This is a genomic window from Domibacillus epiphyticus, from assembly GCF_001975785.1.
In the GTDB taxonomy this organism is placed as follows: Bacteria; Bacillota; Bacilli; order Bacillales; family Domibacillaceae; genus Domibacillus; species Domibacillus epiphyticus.
In genome coordinates, this window is record NZ_MSFI01000008.1 from 106,728 (window position 1) to 126,764 (window position 20,037).

Consider the following 20,037-nt stretch of genomic DNA (forward strand, 5'->3'; position numbering starts at 1 on the left):
TTTTTATAGGTTAAGATACAAAGAAAAGGAGAATAGACCAATGATACCTGATTACATAAAAACAAAATTCGAAGCAATTGTCGGTCCTGAAAATGTAGATGTTTCCCCTGTTGGACGACTTGTGTACTCATACGATGCAACACCCAATTTTCAGTCGATGCCAGATGCAGTCGTAGCACCTCGCAATACAAAAGATGTATCTGAAATTGTAACCGTTTGCTTAGAAGGGAAAATTCCGATTGTCCCACGTGGTTCGGGAACGAATTTAGCAGCGGGAACAGTGCCTTCTGAAGGGGGCATTGTGTTGCTATTTAAACACATGAACCAAATTCTCGAAATCGATGAAGAAAATTTAACGGTTACCGTACAGCCAGGCGTTATCACCCTTGATATGATTAACGCCGTAGAAAAACGTGGTCTCTTTTATCCACCAGACCCGAGTTCGATGAAAATTTCGACAATCGGCGGCAATATTAATGAGAATTCCGGAGGCCTGCGCGGATTGAAATATGGCGTGACGCGGGATTATGTAATGGCTCTTGAGGCGGTGCTGCCAAATGGCGACATTATCCGAACAGGAGGCAAGCTTGCGAAAGATGTAGCAGGCTATGATTTAACAAGACTATTAACCGGTTCTGAAGGAACACTCGCTGTTATAACAGAAGCAACAATGAAACTCATTCCAATGCCCGAAACAAAGCAGACAATGCTCGCTCTCTATCAAAGCATGGACGCAGCGGCCAAATCTGTCTCCGAAATCATTGCGGCAAAAATCATTCCGGCGACGCTTGAATTTCTCGACCGTCCTACATTAAAAGCCGTCGAAGATTTTGCAAAAATCGGTCTGCCGACAGACGTTGAAGCCGTTCTTTTGATCGAACAAGACGGAACACCAGAAAATGTCGCCCGTGACATGCAAAAAATGGCCAGCATTTGCACGCGTGAACAGGCTATTTCCGTCCAAATTGCCGCAACAGAAGCAGAAGCACTGGCGCTGACAACAGCACGCCGCGCAGCATTATCCGCTCTCGCCCGATTAAAACCGACGACAATTTTAGAAGACGCGACAGTGCCAAGATCGGAAATCGCCAACATGGTCAAAGCGATCAATGAAATTGCGGCAAAACATAACGTCACGATTGCCACATTCGGCCACGCCGGCGACGGAAACCTTCATCCAACATGTCCAACCGATGCGCGTGATCACGATGAAATGGAACGCGTCGAGGCAGCATTTGCAGACATATTTGAAAAAGCAATTGAACTTGGCGGTACAATTACCGGGGAGCACGGCGTCGGGATGATGAAAGCACCCTATTTAGAATGGAAGATGGGACCTGAAGGGATCGCCATTATGAAAGCGATTAAGCAGTCCTTTGACCCTGAAAATATTATGAATCCCGGCAAAATCTTTGCGAAAGAAACGAGAAAAAGGTTGGTGATTTCACAATGACAACAATGACGGCACGTGAAAAAGCGATTCAAGAATCATTTAGTTTACGGATGGATGAAGCCGAGCTATTAAACTGTATGCAATGCGGCTTTTGCCTCCCTTCCTGCCCAACTTACCTGGAGACAGGTTTTGACGAAAGCCAGTCACCGCGGGGAAGAATTGCACTCATGAAAGCCGTTCATGACGGGTTGATCGCACCGGATGATGATGTGGAACGTTCACTTAATCTGTGCCTCGGCTGCCGGGCTTGTGAACCGGTCTGCCCCGCCGGTGTGAAATACGGTTACTTGCTTGAAGAAGCAAGAGATATTTTCAATAACCATAACGAGCATTCTGCACCTGTGAAAGCCGTTCGGAAAACGGTATTTGAAGGCTTATTTCCTCATCAAAACCGGATGGAACATGCTGTTACACTGCTTGGCATTTACCAGAGAAGCGGGCTGCAAAACGCAACACGCAAACTTGGATTCATGAAATTGTTTCCTGAAAGCATGCAGGCAATGGAACGGATCCTTCCTGCTGTACCAAAAAAAAGCGAGATGAAAAACCGGTCATCAAGTTTTACCGCACTTACTGAAAAAACGGCTACTGTCGCCTTTTTCTCCGGCTGCCTTATGGATACAATGTTTCTCAATACAAATAACGCCACAATCAAGCTTCTTCAGAAAGCGGGCTGTGACATTGTGATTCCAGAGGGTCAAAATTGCTGTGGCGCACTTCACGGACATAGCGGTGAAAAAGACGGCGCGAAAGAATTGGCGAAACGCAATATTGATGCATTTGAAAAATCAGATGCAGACTATATTATTACGAACGCGGGAGGATGCGGCGCGTTTTTAATCGATTACGATCACCTGCTAAAGGATGATCCGGATTACGCTGAACGTGCAAAAGCCTTTACCGCCAAAATCAAAGACATTACTCAAATTTTATTCGAACTTGATTTCCATGAGCGGGTCAAATTAAAAATCGAATCGCAAACGATTACGTACCAGGATTCCTGCCATTTGCGCAACGTCATGAATACGCATATCGCACCTCGTGTACTGATGAATGCGATCGAGGGCGCCGACTTTCGCGAAATGGAAAATGCGGACAGTTGCTGCGGGTCAGCCGGAATATATAACATCGTTGAATCCGATATGTCGATGCAAATTCTCGATCACAAGATGGAAAAAGCAAAAGCAACGAATGCCCACACGATTGTAACAGCGAATCCAGGCTGCCTTCTCCAAATGAAGCTTGGTATAGAGCGGGAAGGTCTGTCAAACAAAGTTCGTGCCGTCCATATCGTCGATTTACTTCTTGAAGCCGCCGAACACCATTAAACAAAAGAACCATTAAAAGAAATAAGAAACAATTCACCATGAATATTGGTTCATGGTGTTTTTTTCATTTAACCCCCGCCTGTAAAAAAGACCATTATGGCATCGGAAACGGTTCAAACAATTTGCCCGGTCCGGTTTCGATTTTCATGCATCCACTGTATATAACAAGCAAGAAAGGAGGAATGACCTGTGGAAACATTACTGCCGCTCATTCAGGACGTTGGATTTCCAATTATCGTAACGTTCTATTTACTGTATCGGATTGAAACAAAACTTGATGGCGTCATCGAGTCCATACAGAATCTTCCGGACAAAATGAAACAGTAACCTTATTTTAAAAAGCGCAGCTTCAAATGAAGCGGTGCTTTTTTATACATAGTAATAAAAAACCATGAACTGCCAGGCATGCAGGAAATAACAAGGAAAAAAAGATTTGATAATTAGTTGGAAATGCTTATTTTATATAGTTAACTTTTCCTGATTTTATCAATTTATAACAATATGATACAAGTTTATGGTAATGTTGCCACGTAACCATTCTTTGGGAGGACTGAAATGAAAAAAATTATTTTTACAGCAATCATTTTTACTTTAATTCTTGCACTGGTAAAACCTGAGGTGAATCACGCACAAAAACCCGTAAACGGAAAAATAAAAAATGTTGAAGCAGAGATGTATAAAGAAATAGATTTATTTTTTGATAAAATAAAGGTGACAGAAAAAAAGTTTGAATCAATGAGCAATAAACAACAGCAGGATTTTATTGACAGCATGCTTTCATCCCCTGAATATTTAAAATTAGAGAAAAAATTAGCTACACTTGAGCCCTATTCAAAAAATACGTCAGAAGTAAGAGCGCAGGCCCTGCCAGTATTACTGGCTCCGGTAGCAGCAATGGTTGGAAGGGTCGCTATTAAAGCAGTCGCAAAAAAAGGAACGAAATTTGCCGAAAAATATTTAAAAGGAAAGTTAAATAAAATCGGAAAAAACTATGAAGTAAGCTGGAATGTTAAAGGGAGAGACGGCAGTTTAAATAGTTTAGTTGTCGTTTTTCAAAAAGTGGGCCGTTCAAAAAAACGTGTGTTTGCTGTTGACCACACTAAAATTCCGTTAAAACCGGGAAGCTCAAAAAAAATCTGGCATTTCCACGTTACCCCTGATGTCAATATGCACCATACGATGTGTTCTTTCATCCCTTCTGGTCATAAGCCAGATACAAAAACAAAATGCTATTAAAGGGAATGACGTTTATGTACAAATATACAGATCTTGAAAAACAATTAATACAAAGTGATCTTTCAATACCTTCTATTGAAAAGCTGTATGTTGACCATGTTCAAAAACTGATAAAAAATACAGAAAGCTACAAGCTGCCTGTATTCATTCAAAAATATTATGGAAATATCAAAATGGAAGAATTCGATTTGGATTCAGCGACTGACGCCATTATGTGTTATATGTTCTCATTTGAACACGAAGAACATGTGTGGAACCATTTCCTTAAGAAATTGACTGAAAATAAATCGTACGGCGTCTCTTTTTTTGAAGAAGACGGAGTGATAGCAAATGAACAGGATCTCGATCCAACAAATATCGAAAAAATAGGCAAATTACAGTATGATGCTGGCGTCAATCATGAAGATAACATTGGTGTTATTCGCAGCCAGCAAGCGTCTAAACCTGCTTTTGAAATTACAATGGACAGCGCTGTTATGACATTCAGTGAAGGCGATGAAGCGATTATTTTTTCAAGAGGGGGCTCGTACGTATACTGGATCACAACCAATACAGCCTTTTGCGACATTCAACAACTCGCGGACACATATAATCTACAAATAACAGATTTCCAGCTTCATCTAAAAGAAAAAAGTATTTTTATCGAAAGAAAGCCTGATTCCGTTTAACGGAACCAGGCTCTTTGCTCTCTTACACGTCTACTTTATAATTCAGCGCCAGATTATACCCCGGAAGCCCGCGAATGCCCGGTTTTCTTTCAGTGTTTCGAAAATGGTAATTTCCATATCCATTTGCTTCCTCTGTTCGCCCTTCAAAGAGGCTGATTTTCAATAATTGCAGAATAAAAATCGCTTTCTCCATCGGGAAAATCGATGGAATCTTTTTTGCTCCGGATATGCGAGCGCGTCCATGACACACGAATGTACAATATCGGATATTTGTTCTTTGACGACATTCAAAGAGTCTCCCAATCCATAAATCTTAATCTGCCCCATATTTTACTCACTCTCCCTTGTCTTAATGTATAAAAAAAAATTTTTCAAAAATGGAGGTATCGATTTTCAATATATCCCGTACTTAACAAATGAAAGGAGGGATAAAAAATGGCACAGGCGACTTTGAACAAATCGACGCTGCGTCTCGTGTTTGATAACGGGATCGACGAGTCAGGGAAATCTGTATATAAAACAAAGTCTTATTCCAATGTGAATACGGCCGCTACAGCAGACCAGCTACAAGCTGCAGCTGCGGCGATTGCAACACTTTCATCAATGCCGCTTTCTTCCATAGAACTCAATGACTCATCTGTTATTAACTAAACAAAAAAAGGAGGATGACTCTTATGGCGAAAACATTGCAGCTTCAGTTCAACACATCTGAAGGCGGAAGTGCCAGCGTGACGATTGATGCACCGCTTGAGCCGGTAAATGCAGTTACCGTTCAACAAGCAATGGATGCGATCATTGCATCCGGTGTCTTCATCTCAACGACGGGTTCGTTCATTTCCGCAAATAAAGCAAGCTTGATCGATCGAGAAGTAACAGAAATCCTGTAAACAAACGAAGCCGATCCTAAACGAGGATCGGCTTTTTTCTTTCTAGTCCCGATGAAATAGTCCAACAACTTCAACGGTCTGCGTAATGTTCACAAACGCTTTCGGATCGATGTCATGTATAATTTGCTTCACTTCATTTAATTGATAGCGCGTGATGACGGTCATTAAAATAAAACGGTTTTCTCCGGAATATGCGCCTTTGCCCTCCGTCAACGTAATGCCGCGGTATAGACTCTTAAGCAGCTTCTCGCACATTTCATCGCCTTTTGAAGTGACAATGTTCAGTGTCAGTTTTATATGTTTCGTATGAATCGTGTCAACTACCTTCCCGGTTGCATAAATTGCGATCAATGTGTTTAAAGCAGCATCCCAGCTGAACAAAAAACCAGCCACCACGACGACAGCAGCATTCATGATGGACAAAAGGGCACCAAGTGGAAAATCTTTTTTTCGGGCCAGCAGCATCGCAAGTATGTCAAAGCCGCCGGATGATGCGGATGCTCGAAAAATAATCCCAACACCTGCTCCGGTCAGTACCCCGCCAAATAAAGAAGATAAAATAGGCTCCGTTGACAGCTTAATAACAGGCACGATGTACAGCCCGATCGACAATGTTATAACGGATAAAATCGTATACGCAATGAATCGTTTGCCAAGCTTCATTACGCCAAGAATGAGAAGCGGTAAATTTAACAATAAGTTTAAAACACCCGTGTTAAGCGGTGTAATGATACCGAGCATAATCGCTATGCCGCTTAGCCCGCTGCTCAAGATCTCATGCGGAATTAAAAAGAAATTGTATGCAACAGCAACAAGCATCGACCCGGCAATGACAAGCAGTATGTGCATGAGACGCTCCCCCCTTTTGTTTCCATTATAAAAGAGAAATTCTCGTCAACTTAAAAAATAGTGTTTTCAGAAAAGCGGAAAATGCGTGTTTTTTTGGCCATTGCGTTATAATTAAAGAAAGAAAGTAGAGGAGTTGGCGTCATGAAAGAAAACGAGCCGCAAAGTTCTCCACTCGTCCGTTTTTTAGGCGGACGTACGGCGATTTTCGTCTTAACCATTTTGCTCTTAATCGGCCTCATTATTATGGTTTTTTCTCAAGTATCATTTATTTTTGAGCCGCTGCTCGGGTTTATTGCGACCGTTGCACTGCCCGTTATTTTATCGATTGTCGGTTATTATTTATTAAGCCCGCTCGTCAATTTATTGCAGCGGTACAAAATAAAACGCGGCTGGGGTATCTTACTTGTCTTCATCGCTTTATCTGGAATCATTACGATACTCGTGCTCACGATCCTCCCCTTTTTACGTGATCAAACAGAAGCACTCATCGCCTCTTTTCCTGACTACGCCCGGCAGCTCGGCATGGACATTGACAGGTGGGCACGGAACTCACCGGTTGAAGCACAGTATATGGAGATCTCCAAAAACATGCAGACAAATGCCGAAGAGTTTCTCGGTTCGCTAACCCAAAACTTTTCCGACATTGCCGGCCAGACGTTAGACAGTATCACGGGCGTTATCGCGACGCTAACCAATTTCGTCGTCTCGCTTGTCACTGTACCATTTATTTTGTTTTATTTATTAAAGGACGGCAGCAAATTGTACAACGGATTCTTACACATGCTGCCGCCGAAAATGCGTGGCCGAACCGGTGCGATGCTTATCGAAATGGACGAACAGCTTCGGTCCTACATTCAAGGACAAATGCTGGTAAGTCTTTGCATCGGAGTCATGATGTACATTGGCTTTCTCATTATTGGACTGGATTACGCCCTGCTTCTTGCCGCCATTGCAAGCGTCACGAGTGTCGTACCGTATCTCGGACCTGTGATCGCGATTACACCGGCGATTATCATTGCGATTGTCACGTCACCGTTCATGGTCGTTAAACTAGCACTTGTTTGGACAGTCGTGCAGCTGCTTGAAGGAAAATTCATTTCACCGCAAATCATGGGAAAAACATTGCAAATTCATCCCGTCACGATTATTTTCGTTTTACTGACAGCTGCTCATCTGTATGGTATTGTCGGCGTTTTAATCGGTCTGCCGACTTACGCGCTTTTAAAAGTATTTGTTCAATACATGTTCGACTTGTACAAACACCGTTACAACCGCTTTTCTGAAAATGAAGAAAATAAATATGCAGTCGTTGAGCGTGATGATTTCGTTTAATTTGTTGTGAACCGGGTAACTGATTACCAAAACAACAAAGGAGAGATAATGAATGGCTCACGAAAACAACGGATTTGGCGATAAAATCAAAGGTGCCGTCAACAAAGCAAAAGGCGAAGTAAAAGATCAAATCGGGAACACCACAAACAACGCCCGTCTTCAAGCTGATGGTAAAAAAGACAAAATCAAAGGTGAAATACAAGACAGAATCGGTGAAGCAAAAAATCGATATACATCATAAAAAGGATGCCCCGGGCATCCTTTTTTTACAAGTGAACCTATAAAAAACAGGCAGCCTCCATTTAAGGAAGCTGCCTGACTCATTATGCTTTTTTCCTCATCCACTTGGACAGCGTTTCATACACAATCGGTACAATAACCAATGTCAACAGTGTGGAACTTGTCAAACCGCCAATGACGGTTACCCCAAGTCCTTTTGAAATTAACCCGCCGCCTTCTAGTCCCAGCGCAAGAGGGAATAAGGCGCCGATTGTTGCGAGGGCAGTCATCAAGATCGGGCGTAAACGGGTTGTTCCTGCTTCAAGCAGCGCATCCCGCGTCGACATCCCTTCTTTTTCTTTATGAATCACCCGGTCAATTAATACAATGGCGTTTGTCACGACGATTCCGATTAGCATCAGTGCCCCGATCATCGCTGAAATACTGATCGTTTCACCTGCAATTAATAACGCCACGAGCGCACCAATCACGGTAAACGGAAGCGAGAACAAAATCGCAAGTGGTGCAAGACCGCCGCCGAACGTGATGACAAGCACTAAATACACGATGGCCACTGCAGCGAGCATCGCAAGCCCAAGCTGTGTAAATGATTCGTTAATATCCTGCGTGACGCCGCCCATTGAAACTTCTACACCAGACGGCAAATCAAGCTTATCCAATTTCGCCTGTAAATCTGTGGATGCGGCCGACACATCATCACCTTCAAGCTCACCGCTCACATCAACGAATACTTTCCCATCACGGCGTGTAACGGTATCAGATGTTTCACCTTCTTCTACTTTCATTACGTCGCTTATTGTGACAGATGCACCCAGCCGCGAGGTTATTTTCCGACCAGTCAAATCATCAAGTGTTTCATATGATTGCACCGGTACATCCAAATACACATTGACCTCTTCATCATCTTTTTCAACGGTTGTCAATACCGGACGATCACGCATAGGACTTAACTCCATTGCAATTTGACCGGCAGTCAAACCAGCTGCCGCCAATTTTTCCTGATCAGCTACGAGCGTGTATTCTTCATAAGAATCAGCAAGTCCCGTTTCTACTTTCTTAAACGAGCCGCTGTCTTTCATGATTTCTTCAATTTTACCGGCAACCGGTTCAATGTCTTCAACCGTTTCGCCGTACACATTCACCGCTATGGCATTGCTGCCGGCGCTTGCAGAGAAGTCTTGGGAAGCCCATTCCCCTTTTTCCACACTCGCCTGTAAATCAGCAATCGCTTTTTCTTTTTTCTCTGTAAAGTTCTCTGTTTCTTCATCATACATCACATAGAACATCGCGCTGTTCGACTGGCCTGGACTCATTGGATTTTCACTTCCAACCGAGTATTGAACAGTCTCCACATCCTCAATGTCCATAAAATATTTCTCTGCATCCTCAGCAAGATCCACTACATCATCCTGCGTCTGACCCGGTTCCGGTGAATACGTCACAATAACCATTTTCTCCTCATCACCAGGCAAAAAGCTTACGCCAATTTTCGGCACAAGCAGGAAACTTCCCGCAAGAAGCGCAATCGCCGCTAAAAACGTCACAATTTTATGATTCAGCGTCCAGTTCAACACGGATCGGTACCATGATGCCAGTCTGCCTGGTTTCTCATCGTGCGTTTTAGCTTTTACTCCTTTTTTAAACATCGTGTGTGCGAGCATTGGCACAATTGTTACTGCCACCAAAAGCGATGCCAATAGAGCGAATACAACCGTCAAGGCAAACGGCAGGAATAATTCACCGACCATCCCTTCCACTAAACCGAGTGGCAAGAATACGGCAATCGTCACAATTGTAGACGACATAATTGGCACAAACATTTCCTTTGTCGATTCAAGGATGAGCTCTTTATCTCGCAATGTTTCTCCCTGAAGCGACAATCGGCGATAAATATTTTCTACGACAACAATCGAGTCGTCAATAACGCGGCCAATCGCCACTGTCATCGCGCCGAGCGTCATGACATTCAGTGTAATATCCATTTGTTTTAGCACGATAAGTGCAATTAAAATTGAAAGTGGTATCGAGATAACCGAAATGACAGTCGAACGCACATCACGCAAAAACAGCATAATAATAATGACCGCGAAAAGGGCGCCGAATAATGCTTTATTCAGCATCGTATGAACCGATTCTTCTATTGGAGCGCCCTGGTCAAACGTCGACGTGACCGTTAATCCTTCAAAATCCGCTTCAAACTCAGTTACTTTTTCTTTCACTGCATTTACTACATCCACCGTGTTGGCGTCTGCTGATTTCACAATTTGAAGACCGATCGATTCCTGGCCATTCGTTCGTGAAATAGATTCTGCTTTTCCTTCCATTTCGATGTCTGCAAGATCAGACAGTTTCGCCGGACCAATTTTCATATTTTTCAAGTCTTCCAGCGTTGAAATGCTGCCGTCAACCATGACGGATTTTTCTGAGTTGCCAAATGTGAACAAGCCAAGCGGCGCATTCATATTAGATGCCTGAATCATTTGTTTAACCGTTTCTTCGTCCAGTTGAAGCTGTGCTAATTTTTCTTTTTTAAATACAAGTGTTGCCTCTTCCACCTGCTGTCCGGAAATTTGGACCGATGCTACCCCGTCCAGCCCTTCAATTTCCGGTAAAATCTCTTCTTCCACTGTCTTTGTGAGTTCTGACAGTGTCTTATTTTCATCAGAAATACTGAGCGCCATAATAGGAAATGCATTAATACTTAAACGGGAAACATCCGGTTCCTGAACATTTTCAGGGAACTCTACGTCCGCCAGCGCTTCCAACGCTTCCTGCTCCGCTTTTTCCATGTCAGTAGAGAATGTATACTCTACCTGAACGGACGACGCATTTTGATACGATGTCGAACTGACAACTTTGACACCGTTTAAATTCTGCAGCTGTTTTTCAATCGGCTCCGATACACTGTCTGCCACCTCTTCAGGCGTTGCACCAGGATACACTGTTGTCACAGTGACGATCGGCGGCGTAATATTTGGAATCGTCTCGAGTTTCATCGTCAATCCTGAATACAGACCAGCTGCCGTGATAATAATCGTCATCAGCCAGACGGCGAATTTGTTTCTCAAGACAAATTGAATTAAACCATTCATGGAAAAATCTCCTTTTTGACCATCAGGTCTCTTTTTTTATAAATATATATGACCAATCGGTCAGTCGTCAATAAAATAAATGTTTCAAAACATTGACCATTAGGTCATAATACTTGTATGAGGTGACCATAATGAAAAAAAAAGAAAAACTCATCATTGAACAATCCATGAAATTATTTGCAGAAAAAGGCTTTAATGCAACGTCCATTCAAGAAATTGCGACCGCATGCGGCATTTCAAAAGGTGCCTTTTATTTACATTTCAAGTCAAAAGAAGCATTGCTGCTGGCGATATTGAATCATTATTTTCAGTTAATGTACGATAAATTGATCGAAATTGAGGAAGAAGATCTGGAGCCACGGGACAAATTTATGAAACAGATTGAATGTCAGGTGCGTGAAATTTGCCGGCACAAGGAATTTCTTATTATGCAGGCACGAGAAAATGCCATTCCATATAACGATGATATTGAAGCATTTATTTTCAAAATGCGGCTGGAAACGCATCGATTTTATCAAAAAAGGCTGTTGGCGATTTACGGTGACACGTTGAAGACATATTTCTGGGACTTGTCGATTGCGCTGCAAGGCATACAGCATTCATTTCTTCATGTGATGATGATTGATAAAGTCGACATTGATTACAACCGTTTCGCGCGGTTCATGCTGCAGTGCGCAGACGACATGGAAGCAGGCTTTCGAAAGAGAACGGAATCTCCGGTCATTAACCCTTCCCTGATGGATCATTTATTTAAAGAACGGCTGAATGACGAAACGATTTTGGTCTGGCTTGTGGATTTGAAAAGAGAGTGGAAAGACGAAGATATACGCATTACATTGGACGTCATCGAAAGTGAAATCGAAAGCGGCAAGCCACGCATTCCAGTTCTTCGAGGAATGATCGCCAACCTGGAAGAAGAGTCGGGACTTCATGAGTTTATGAATGTTATCAAAGAATATTACAACGTCAAATAGGCCGCATTCTATGCGGCCTATGACAAATTGTTTGAGGTCAATAAATGAAGGAACTTCCCCTGTTTTCTAAGGGGAAATAAGAGAACTTTTATCAAGATCGTGTTCGTCGGAATCCCTCTTCCAACAAATAACGTTCCGCTTCTTTAAATGATTCGAAACTTTCTTCCAGATTCAATCCTGTATACACATTCCACAGTTCGTCTTCATTTGCTAGAATCAGGAGTTGTCCTTTTTGGTTGCTCCATTCTTCTTCATTTAAAACAGGCTCTTGCTCGATAATCTCATCTTCCGCTTTATCTGAAAGGTACCTAATGGAATCCGTAATGGCTGAGCGCAGTTCCGCTTCCGTTGCTTCTCGAATGTTGACCAGCCCTTTGTCATTCGCATCATATCCCGGAAGGTCACCAACGAAGACAAAACCATTGCCATTCGGATGCAGATGATAAACGACGATTGTTTTTTCATATAGACTTTCTTCAAAATGATAATTAATACGTTTCATCGATACGTTTTTCGCCGATAATTGGGGAAATGTATCAATAATCGCTTTTTTTTCTTCGAATGTGAGCATAATGTGCCTCTTTTCTATTGTTTATGTGTAGTATATCACGATATAACCGTAATTTAATCTTGTCACCTTTTATTCATTTTATTTCTTCTCTTCCTGTTACCATTTTCTTATGTAAAAATAACATATTTTAAAAAATACTCTACTTTTTCCCTACTAATTATGACATAATTAGTAAAAGCACTTGTTTTTATCGACATTGGGGTAGTCACAGCGGATTGAAAACTAGACAGCAAAGGGAGAGGAAGCTAATGTTACGTCATTTGAAAATTAACAAAAAAATGTCTGTCTTAATAGTGGCAGCGATTATTTTCTTATCTTCTATCGGACTTAATGGATTTTATTACATGAATCAAATGTCCGATAACTCGGAAGAAATGTATGAAAAAAAACTCATGTCCATACAGCTTCTTAATACAATCCGTTCGAACAACATGGCAATTGATTTATTTACAATGGAGATGATCGTCACCACCGATCCTTTACTAATGGATAAATTGAAAGCGGATACAAAAGTGAGAGTCGACCAGAATGCTGCTGTTTTAAAAGAGTATGCGGCACTCATCGAGTCTGATCCGAAAGCAAAAGAACTAGCGGCACCTTTCAGCGGCCAAGTCAATGCGTACACGAACCTTATCATCGAGTCCCAGATACTTGCAGAGGGAAATAAAAAAGAAGAAGCCTATCAGCTGTACGTGAATCAGACGAAAGCTGCAAGAAAGCCCCTGCTTGAAACATCCGAACAGTTAACACAATATAATAAAGAATCTGCCAGTAAATTGAATGAAGAAAACAACACCCAGGCGGAGAGTGCCACCCGTATTTCAGTCATTATCCTTATTATATCAATCATTATTTTTACATTGATTAGCATCGCGATTGCACAAATTATTACACGGCCGCTTAAAGATATACAAACGTTAATGAGGAAAGCGGAAAAAGGAGATTTGACCGTTGAAGGAACGTACAATTCACGGGATGAACTTGGTATTTTAACGAGATCCTTTAACAAAATGATCGTCGGACTGCGCAGCGTAGTCAGTCAGGTAAACGAAACAGCGGAACAAGTCGCAGCCGCATCCGAAGAACTAACCGCTAACGCGGAAGAAACGAGTAAAGCTACAGAACTTATTGCGCATACAATGGAAGAAATGGCGAATGGTTCTGATCAGCAGCTGCAGCAAGTATCCAAAACAGCAGCTACAGTAAATGAATTATCGCTCGGTGTCCAGCAGATCGCTGCCAACGCCCAGCAAGTGTCAGCGACCGCAGCCAGTGCAAATGAGAAAGCGGCATCCGGAAATGAATCGATTATGAAAGCGGTCACACAAATGAATTCAATTAACGATACGTTTAACAGATTGTCAGGTGTTATTAAAGGGCTCGGCGACCGTTCAAATGAAATTGGCCAAATTATTGACTCGATCACAACAATCGCTTCCCAAACGAACTTGCTGGCACTGAATGCAGCAATTGAGGCCGCACGTGCTGGCGAACAAGGCCGCGGATTTGCTGTTGTGGCCGACGAAGTCCGTAAACTCGCCGAAGAATCAGCTCAGTCCGCCAGTCAAATTTCAACGCTCATTGCGACCATTCAAACTGAAACAGCAGCTGCTGTGAGTTCAATGGAATCTGCAACAGGTGAAGTTATGGAAGGGATTATAGTTGTCAATACAGCAGGTGACTCATTTAAACAAATTAACGAATCGATTAACGACGTCACTGGCCAAATTCAAGAAGTATCTGCTGCCGTCGGGCACATAACAGCCGGCGCCGACCAAATTGTTCGAAATATTAACACCATTACCGATATTTCAGAAACAGCGGCATCTGGAACCCAAAACGTGTCCGCTGCTTCTGAAGAACAAATGGCATCCATGGAAGAAATTGCTTCATCTGCATCAGCCTTATCTAAAATGGCTGAAGAATTACAGCATGCTGTAAACCAATTTAAACTCTAAAAAACGTCCCCATTGAGGGACGCTTTTTTTAATAGGTCTCTATTGAATTTATTGGATAAAAACGAAGCTGCACTTCCCCGATAACCGAATCCTCCCGAATAAAACCGAAAATACGGCTGTCCTTACTGATTGCCCGGTTATCACCAAGCACAAACAAATGCCCGTCCGGTACTGTATCATGACCTGTTACTTCCGCCAGTGTAAAATCACCGGTTAACTTTTGCCCAACCATTACACTCTCTTTATTTTCATCCAAATACGGTTCATCCACTTTTTTCCCGTTAATATATAGAACATCATCTTTCATTTCAACAGTATCTCCTGGCAGCCCGATTACCCGTTTAATATAGTTATTTTCAGAGTCCGGGGCATGAAAAACAACTTGATCCAAGCGCTCAATGTCCGTCATCTTAGTGACAAGTACCTTGTCCTTATCTTCAAACGTCGGTGACATCGATTCCCCGTGAACAACAAGGCCCGAAAAGAAAAAATACTTGCACACCGCAGTAACAACAACGGCAAGCGTAATCGTCTTCACCCACGAAATGATTTCTGCTCTCAATATCTCCTGCCCCATACATGAACATCCTTTCTATTTAACATCTGAGTAATCATAACAGATCATCCTTTATTTTACAAAAAATGACGAAGATACTCCATGTTTTTGATTCCTAATTCGTTTCCGATAAAAGATGTATAAACCGAATTGTAAAATAAAAAGCGGGGCAATGATCGGAAGCCCTTGTATCTGTGGAATCCTCATTCTCTCCCCCGCTCGTTTCCACCATACCCTCATTCGGTTAATTCTGCATAACTCCACGTATATGTCACATTGATCCAGTGCTTTGAACTCGTTTTTCTTTCCCCTTTCCATCCCCGTTTTGTAAGTTCATTGGCGATCAATCTATTGAAAAATCCATGCCCTACTAATACAACCCTCTCATTATTTTTTGCATAATCAACCAGCAATTGAGCTGCTTTTTCAGCCCTTTTTTTTGCCTCATGAAACGACTCACATTTATTTGAAAATCCAATCATCCACAAACATCTTAAAATAACGGCCCATACATTTGGAGGAAACCTTAAAATGCCCGTTCTTGCCATGAGAGGTAATTCTGTTTCACGAAAAATAGCGTTCATTATAATCTTGGCGTTCGGTTTCAATATCTTAGCCGATTCGATTGATCTCTTTAAATCACTCGTCACGACGACTCTAGCGTTTATCATTTTTTGAACTGTTTCGGCGGGATAATTGTCTTCTTCAACTACTCCTGTGTTGTTATACCCTTCCACCCATCGAGCGAACTCGTTATACCTCATTCGGTGATTCTCCGTCCACCTTGACTTGCCATGCCTGATCAATGTTATTTCCATAATGAATCTCCATTGTCTCTTAAAGTGATCGTTTAAAGACAAAACTTACCCGTTCATAGTTCATCTTTTCTTCATAAAAACGATGCGCCGCTTCACGCTGTAATCCAGAGGACAGCGCCACTTGTTCATATTTATGTTTCGTTGCCCACTCATGCACAAAACGCAACAGCTTTTCACCATATCCTTTTGACCTCGTCTCCGCATCTGTTACTAAATCACATACCCATACAAACCGCCCATAATATAACGTGATCATTGGCTTAAAACCCGTCACCGCAACAATCTCATCATCAACGAGTAACGCAAACAAATGATAGCTGTCTTTTTCCATTGCCTCTTTTACAAGGTCCACATACGTTTTTTTATCCAGATGTGTCCGGAGCTGATTCATCACCGGAAATGCATCCATAATATCTTCTTCTAACTGCAATTCTTTAATAATCATTTTTACCCCTCCAGATTATTCATTTTATTACATAGTATACCATATAAGAAGCTTGGAAAAATCTGCGAACCAGTTTGCTAACTCCGCATCTTTCCTTTATATAGAAAAAAATGACCTTATGAGGCATTTTTCTCAAGGTCATCTGCCTTTTATCTCGGTAATGTAAAAGACGCTGTTTTTTCTTTAAACTTCCATTGGAAACAACCGGAAAATCCTCAACAGGGGGAAAATCACTATGGATATCTTGACAAATTGAAACATTAGTTCTAAGTTATGCTTAACTTAAAAAGGCAGTGGAAAATGAGACCTATTCAGATAAAGACTCATGAATTCATTCACTCACTATTACTGGATAATAAAAGAACTGCGAGCCGCTCATTACTGAACATCATCGCTGCAGTCAAAAAGTGCGGGTATTTTTTAAAGAAGCTGTACACCCATCCTTTCATTCTTCAAAACACATTCAAAACTATTTTAAAGAGAATGTTAGGAAAGCATACCAGGATGCAGCTGAGGCATGGAATGAGGAAGAAATACGATAAAAAGACCTGCTATACAAAATAGAAATAGGGTCGCAATTTGAATACAATCAATTTACAAGGGATTTTTTTCCGAATCCAAAACAAAGGATAGAGCCGGCAGGATGCAATTGACGCACGGAATTGGATGAAGCAAAACTTTTGGTGAAAAACGGGTTCATATACACCAAAATACATAAAGTAATTCAAGGGAGGGATTTTGTGAGGAAAACAATAATAAATACACTAAAGAAATTGGAATCTGATTACAATGTCAAGGTCCTGTACGCATGCGAATCCGGCAGCCGTGCATGGGGATTTCCTTCAAGGTATAGCGATTATGATGTGCGGTTTATTTACGTACATCCACCAGAAACTTATTTGAGTATTGATCCAGTTGGTATTGGAAAAAAGCGCGATGTGATCGATGTGCCGATGAACGACTTGCTCGATGTTAGCGGGTGGGAACTGACGAAAGCCTTGAAACTGTTTCGGAAATCAAATCCCCCTCTTTTAGAATGGCTGCACTCAACCATCATTTATTACGAGGCATTTTCCACAATTCATCAAATGAAAAAGCTGAACAATTCCATTATTTCTCCTGCATCATGCTTACATCATTATTTAAATATGGCGAACAAAAATGTTGGAGCATTATTGCATGGGGAGCAAGTAAAAATGAAAATGTATTTTAATGCACTACGGCCAGTACTTGCCGCAAAATGGATTGAACAGTTAAATGAATTCCCACCGCTCGAATTTCAACAGCTTCTTGAACGATTTGTACCGAATGGAGAAGTAAGAACGAAAATTGACATCCTTTTGAAGCGAAAAATGACCGGTGACATGATCGGATCAGAACCCCGCATTGACTTAATCAAAGACTTTTTGACAGATGAGATCGCACGCTTGGAATCCTCAACCAAAAGAATAAATGTGAAAATAACCGATCCGACGTTTACACTTGATCAGCTTTTTCGGGATACGCTTAAAGAAGTATGGGGATGACCGAAAAAAATGCCTGTATCCCAACAGATTGGATCAGGCATTTTGTATTCAACAAACAGCTTATAGCTGTAATTGTCTTCTTTCTAATTCTTCCTTAAGCAGCTGGATAAAAGCAGGTTCAAGCTCTAGCTCAACCGCTTTTTTGTATGTAGATAACATAAGTGCGTCACTAAACTCATTCATGATTTTCCTCCTCCATCACAAAGGGTCTATACCTTTTTTCGGAGCGGATTAAACATGTTTTAGCACATTTGTTACTATTTTCATAAAGTTCACTTTTTCGTCATATAGTTAAGCGGTTACATTAAAACACCAGCCATTTTACCAACAGGCCTCGCCTATTTCTAAGCAGTTTTTCAAAAAGAAACAACCGGAGATTAATTTCCGGTTGTTTCTTTTTGATAGTTCATCCATTCTGCATTTGTTCCATTAATTTGATTGGATACCTCAATAATCTTATTCATGACGCGTTGTTTTTCCGCACCTTGAAGTCGTTTCGGCTGGTAGTTGTTCCGCTCTGTAAGCGATGAAATCGAGAACGGGACAACGTTAATCTCTTTTTGATCCGTTAATTTCCCGTTTTTCAAATGAAATGTCTGCTGGAAAACGAACGTATCCTTATCAGAAGGGTTCCGGTTGCCACCGAACATGAAATTGCCAAGGCTGTACACGATAAATTTCCCTTTATACTCTTCTATCCCTTGAACAACATGCGGATGGTGCCCAACAACCAGGTCTGCTCCTGTATCCACTGTGAACCTGGCCAGTGTCTTTTGCGATTCTTCCGGGACGTAGCTGCGTTCAACTCCCCAATGGAAATGAACAATAATGATCTCAACGCCGTCATCTCGAAGCTTTTGAATGTCCCCTTCCACCTGCTCCCGAATTTCAGCTGAATCCTGCCAGCCTTCATACCCAAGCGCAGCGACTTTTACGCCTTTTATTTCGGTTACGTATTGATTGTCATAGCCAAAATAACCAATCTTTTCTTTTTTAAGATTCGCAATCGTATCATCGTAACCCTGCTGCAAGTAATCGTGTATGTGATTATTCGCTAAGTTAACTGCTTCAATGTCGCCGTCTATCAAAATTTGTGTATACTCCGGATCACCTTTAAAACGAAACTTTTTCTCAGCTTTTTCGGTCGCTTCAGTCAATGTCGTTTCTAAATTGACAGTCGACAGGTCATCTTCTTCAAACACACCGCCGAGCTCCGCCGTAAAGTGTTCCAACCCGTTTTTCTCCGCCTCGTGCGGGAACGACCCTTCATATGTAAATGTTTCATCCGTACCGAGAGTGAAGTCACCGGCTGCACTGATTGAAATTGTTTCTTTTGTTTCTTTTGGTTCAGCAACCTGATCCTGCTCTTGTTCTGTATTGTTTTTCGTTATGTCATTTAAGTCATTTTCATCAGATGTTGTCAGCAGATTCACGATCAATGCTGCAAAAATAGATAAAAACAGCGCTAATATTGTTAATCGAACCCAGCGTTTTAACCTTCGCTTCTTCCTTTTTTCCTCGCTTCTCTGTCCCGTCATAAAAAAATAAGCCCCCTGCTTCTTTTATACTATTATACTATAATAGAAATTAAAAAAGCAGGAAGCAATGGACAATTTTTCAAGTATTCGTTCATGTGAGTGCACGTTTTTTTATTGATGAAATCTTTTCTAAAAACAGCCGATTTGATATACATATACCGATCAATAGGTTAAAGAAGGGGCCTAAAGCCCATCACACCCTTCTTGTTTATTCAGTTCGCTCCTTAGCCGCTGATGCAGTTAAAGCAGTCAGTACAAACAAAATACCGAATAAAATTGCTGCATAACTGATCCCAATCCTCATAAAATCGTTGTCAAACTGCCCTAAAAAACTAATGCTGTATAAAATAACCGACAACACCATCCACACAATCGACATAAAAAAACTGTTAAGTGTTTTGTCCTTCTTTCGTATTCCATTTAACAATATAAACAATCCTAAAGCCATTAGCACACTAAACGCAACAATAACCATGATTATTTCTCCTTTCTTCTTTTACTCCTGCGATCACTATGCATAAAAACAAACTTACTTCTTCGTCAATTTTATATTCTTTCAAAAAGTT

The 20,037-nt window shown here is 41.5% G+C and carries 23 protein-coding genes; 13 read left to right on the forward strand and 10 right to left on the reverse strand.

Annotated elements, in window-relative coordinates; translation table 11 throughout:
- Positions 1-40 precede the first annotated feature (40 nt).
- The 5 genes from glcD to BTO28_RS05170 all read left to right on the forward strand — a co-directional run bounded on the left by glcD (position 41) and on the right by BTO28_RS05170 (position 4,685).
- Positions 41-1,453, forward strand: coding sequence for a glycolate oxidase subunit GlcD (glcD, locus tag BTO28_RS05150; RefSeq protein ID WP_076764478.1), 1,413 nt, complete (start codon positions 41-43; stop codon positions 1,451-1,453).
- Positions 1,450-2,781, forward strand: coding sequence for a (Fe-S)-binding protein (locus BTO28_RS05155; protein ID WP_076764479.1), 1,332 nt, complete (start codon positions 1,450-1,452; stop codon positions 2,779-2,781). The genes glcD and BTO28_RS05155 overlap by 4 nt, the downstream gene beginning before the upstream one ends.
- Before the next feature lie 189 nt (positions 2,782-2,970).
- Positions 2,971-3,108: a YvrJ family protein gene (locus BTO28_RS05160; protein WP_076764480.1), complete on the forward strand. Its 138-nt coding sequence runs from the start codon at positions 2,971-2,973 to the stop codon at positions 3,106-3,108.
- Positions 3,109-3,336: 228 nt separating this feature from the next.
- Positions 3,337-4,017 (forward strand): hypothetical protein, encoded by a 681-nt coding sequence (locus BTO28_RS05165; protein ID WP_076764481.1) that lies wholly within the window; start codon positions 3,337-3,339, stop codon positions 4,015-4,017.
- Positions 4,018-4,031: 14 nt separating this feature from the next.
- On the forward strand, positions 4,032-4,685 hold the full coding sequence (locus tag BTO28_RS05170) for a hypothetical protein (RefSeq protein ID WP_076764482.1): 654 nt from the start codon (positions 4,032-4,034) through the stop codon (positions 4,683-4,685).
- Positions 4,686-4,828: 143 nt separating this feature from the next.
- Here BTO28_RS05170 and BTO28_RS17085 read toward each other — a convergent pair whose 3' ends face one another.
- Complete coding sequence (locus tag BTO28_RS17085; protein ID WP_158068783.1) at positions 4,829-4,972, reverse strand: hypothetical protein; 144 nt, start codon at positions 4,970-4,972, stop codon at positions 4,829-4,831.
- Positions 4,973-5,120: 148 nt separating this feature from the next.
- On the opposite strand from BTO28_RS17085, the gene BTO28_RS05175 reads away from it, so the two are divergent.
- Complete coding sequence (locus BTO28_RS05175; protein WP_076764483.1) at positions 5,121-5,336, forward strand: DUF1659 domain-containing protein; 216 nt, start codon at positions 5,121-5,123, stop codon at positions 5,334-5,336.
- Positions 5,337-5,359: 23 nt separating this feature from the next.
- Positions 5,360-5,572, forward strand: coding sequence for a DUF2922 domain-containing protein (locus BTO28_RS05180; RefSeq protein ID WP_076764484.1), 213 nt, complete (start codon positions 5,360-5,362; stop codon positions 5,570-5,572).
- 42 nt (positions 5,573-5,614) lie between these two features.
- Here BTO28_RS05180 and BTO28_RS05185 read toward each other — a convergent pair whose 3' ends face one another.
- Positions 5,615-6,421, reverse strand: a complete 807-nt coding sequence (locus BTO28_RS05185; RefSeq protein WP_076764485.1) for a YitT family protein — start codon at positions 6,419-6,421, stop codon at positions 5,615-5,617.
- Positions 6,422-6,562: 141 nt separating this feature from the next.
- Between BTO28_RS05185 and BTO28_RS05190 the strand changes: the two genes are divergently transcribed.
- Both BTO28_RS05190 and BTO28_RS05195 read left to right on the forward strand, forming a co-directional pair.
- Entirely contained in the window at positions 6,563-7,753 is a 1,191-nt protein-coding gene (locus BTO28_RS05190) for an AI-2E family transporter (protein ID WP_076764486.1), read from the forward strand.
- Positions 7,754-7,805: 52 nt separating this feature from the next.
- Positions 7,806-7,994, forward strand: a complete 189-nt coding sequence (locus BTO28_RS05195) for a CsbD family protein (protein ID WP_076764487.1) — start codon at positions 7,806-7,808, stop codon at positions 7,992-7,994.
- 82 nt (positions 7,995-8,076) lie between these two features.
- Here the strand turns inward: BTO28_RS05195 and BTO28_RS05200 are convergent, their stop codons facing one another.
- Complete coding sequence (locus tag BTO28_RS05200) at positions 8,077-11,085, reverse strand: efflux RND transporter permease subunit (RefSeq protein ID WP_076764488.1); 3,009 nt, start codon at positions 11,083-11,085, stop codon at positions 8,077-8,079.
- Positions 11,086-11,216: 131 nt separating this feature from the next.
- Between BTO28_RS05200 and BTO28_RS05205 the strand changes: the two genes are divergently transcribed.
- Positions 11,217-12,059, forward strand: a complete 843-nt coding sequence (locus BTO28_RS05205; protein ID WP_076764489.1) for a TetR/AcrR family transcriptional regulator — start codon at positions 11,217-11,219, stop codon at positions 12,057-12,059.
- Between the two features lie 91 nt (positions 12,060-12,150).
- Here the strand turns inward: BTO28_RS05205 and BTO28_RS05210 are convergent, their stop codons facing one another.
- Positions 12,151-12,630, reverse strand: coding sequence for a hypothetical protein (locus BTO28_RS05210; RefSeq protein ID WP_076764490.1), 480 nt, complete (start codon positions 12,628-12,630; stop codon positions 12,151-12,153).
- 248 nt (positions 12,631-12,878) lie between these two features.
- Here BTO28_RS05210 and BTO28_RS05215 point away from each other — a divergent pair, with 248 nt between their 5' ends.
- Positions 12,879-14,588, forward strand: coding sequence for a methyl-accepting chemotaxis protein (locus BTO28_RS05215; RefSeq protein ID WP_076764491.1), 1,710 nt, complete (start codon positions 12,879-12,881; stop codon positions 14,586-14,588).
- Positions 14,589-14,616: 28 nt separating this feature from the next.
- Here BTO28_RS05215 and lepB read toward each other — a convergent pair whose 3' ends face one another.
- The 3 genes from lepB to BTO28_RS05230 form a co-directional block, all read right to left on the reverse strand.
- Positions 14,617-15,165, reverse strand: coding sequence for a signal peptidase I (gene lepB, locus BTO28_RS05220; protein ID WP_076764492.1), 549 nt, complete (start codon positions 15,163-15,165; stop codon positions 14,617-14,619).
- Between the two features lie 215 nt (positions 15,166-15,380).
- Entirely contained in the window at positions 15,381-15,962 is a 582-nt protein-coding gene (locus BTO28_RS05225) for a histidine phosphatase family protein (RefSeq protein WP_076764493.1), read from the reverse strand.
- A 19-nt stretch (positions 15,963-15,981) separates the two neighbouring features.
- On the reverse strand, positions 15,982-16,407 hold the full coding sequence (locus BTO28_RS05230) for a GNAT family N-acetyltransferase (protein WP_076764494.1): 426 nt from the start codon (positions 16,405-16,407) through the stop codon (positions 15,982-15,984).
- A 407-nt stretch (positions 16,408-16,814) separates the two neighbouring features.
- Here BTO28_RS05230 and BTO28_RS17435 point away from each other — a divergent pair, with 407 nt between their 5' ends.
- Both BTO28_RS17435 and BTO28_RS05240 read left to right on the forward strand, forming a co-directional pair.
- Positions 16,815-16,949: a DUF6434 domain-containing protein gene (locus tag BTO28_RS17435; RefSeq protein ID WP_233129826.1), complete on the forward strand. Its 135-nt coding sequence runs from the start codon at positions 16,815-16,817 to the stop codon at positions 16,947-16,949.
- A gap of 198 nt (positions 16,950-17,147) precedes the next feature.
- Positions 17,148-17,933: a nucleotidyltransferase domain-containing protein gene (locus tag BTO28_RS05240; RefSeq protein ID WP_076764496.1), complete on the forward strand. Its 786-nt coding sequence runs from the start codon at positions 17,148-17,150 to the stop codon at positions 17,931-17,933.
- A 60-nt stretch (positions 17,934-17,993) separates the two neighbouring features.
- Here BTO28_RS05240 and sda read toward each other — a convergent pair whose 3' ends face one another.
- The 3 genes from sda to BTO28_RS05255 all read right to left on the reverse strand — a co-directional run bounded on the left by sda (position 17,994) and on the right by BTO28_RS05255 (position 19,946).
- The gene (gene sda / locus BTO28_RS05245) at positions 17,994-18,116 is read right to left on the reverse strand and encodes a sporulation histidine kinase inhibitor Sda (RefSeq protein WP_076764497.1); all 123 of its coding nucleotides are present in this window, start codon (positions 18,114-18,116) and stop codon (positions 17,994-17,996) included.
- A gap of 194 nt (positions 18,117-18,310) precedes the next feature.
- Positions 18,311-19,471: a CapA family protein gene (locus tag BTO28_RS05250; RefSeq protein WP_076764498.1), complete on the reverse strand. Its 1,161-nt coding sequence runs from the start codon at positions 19,469-19,471 to the stop codon at positions 18,311-18,313.
- Positions 19,472-19,679: 208 nt separating this feature from the next.
- On the reverse strand, positions 19,680-19,946 hold the full coding sequence (locus BTO28_RS05255; protein WP_076764499.1) for a hypothetical protein: 267 nt from the start codon (positions 19,944-19,946) through the stop codon (positions 19,680-19,682).
- Between the last annotated feature and the right edge of the window lie 91 nt (positions 19,947-20,037).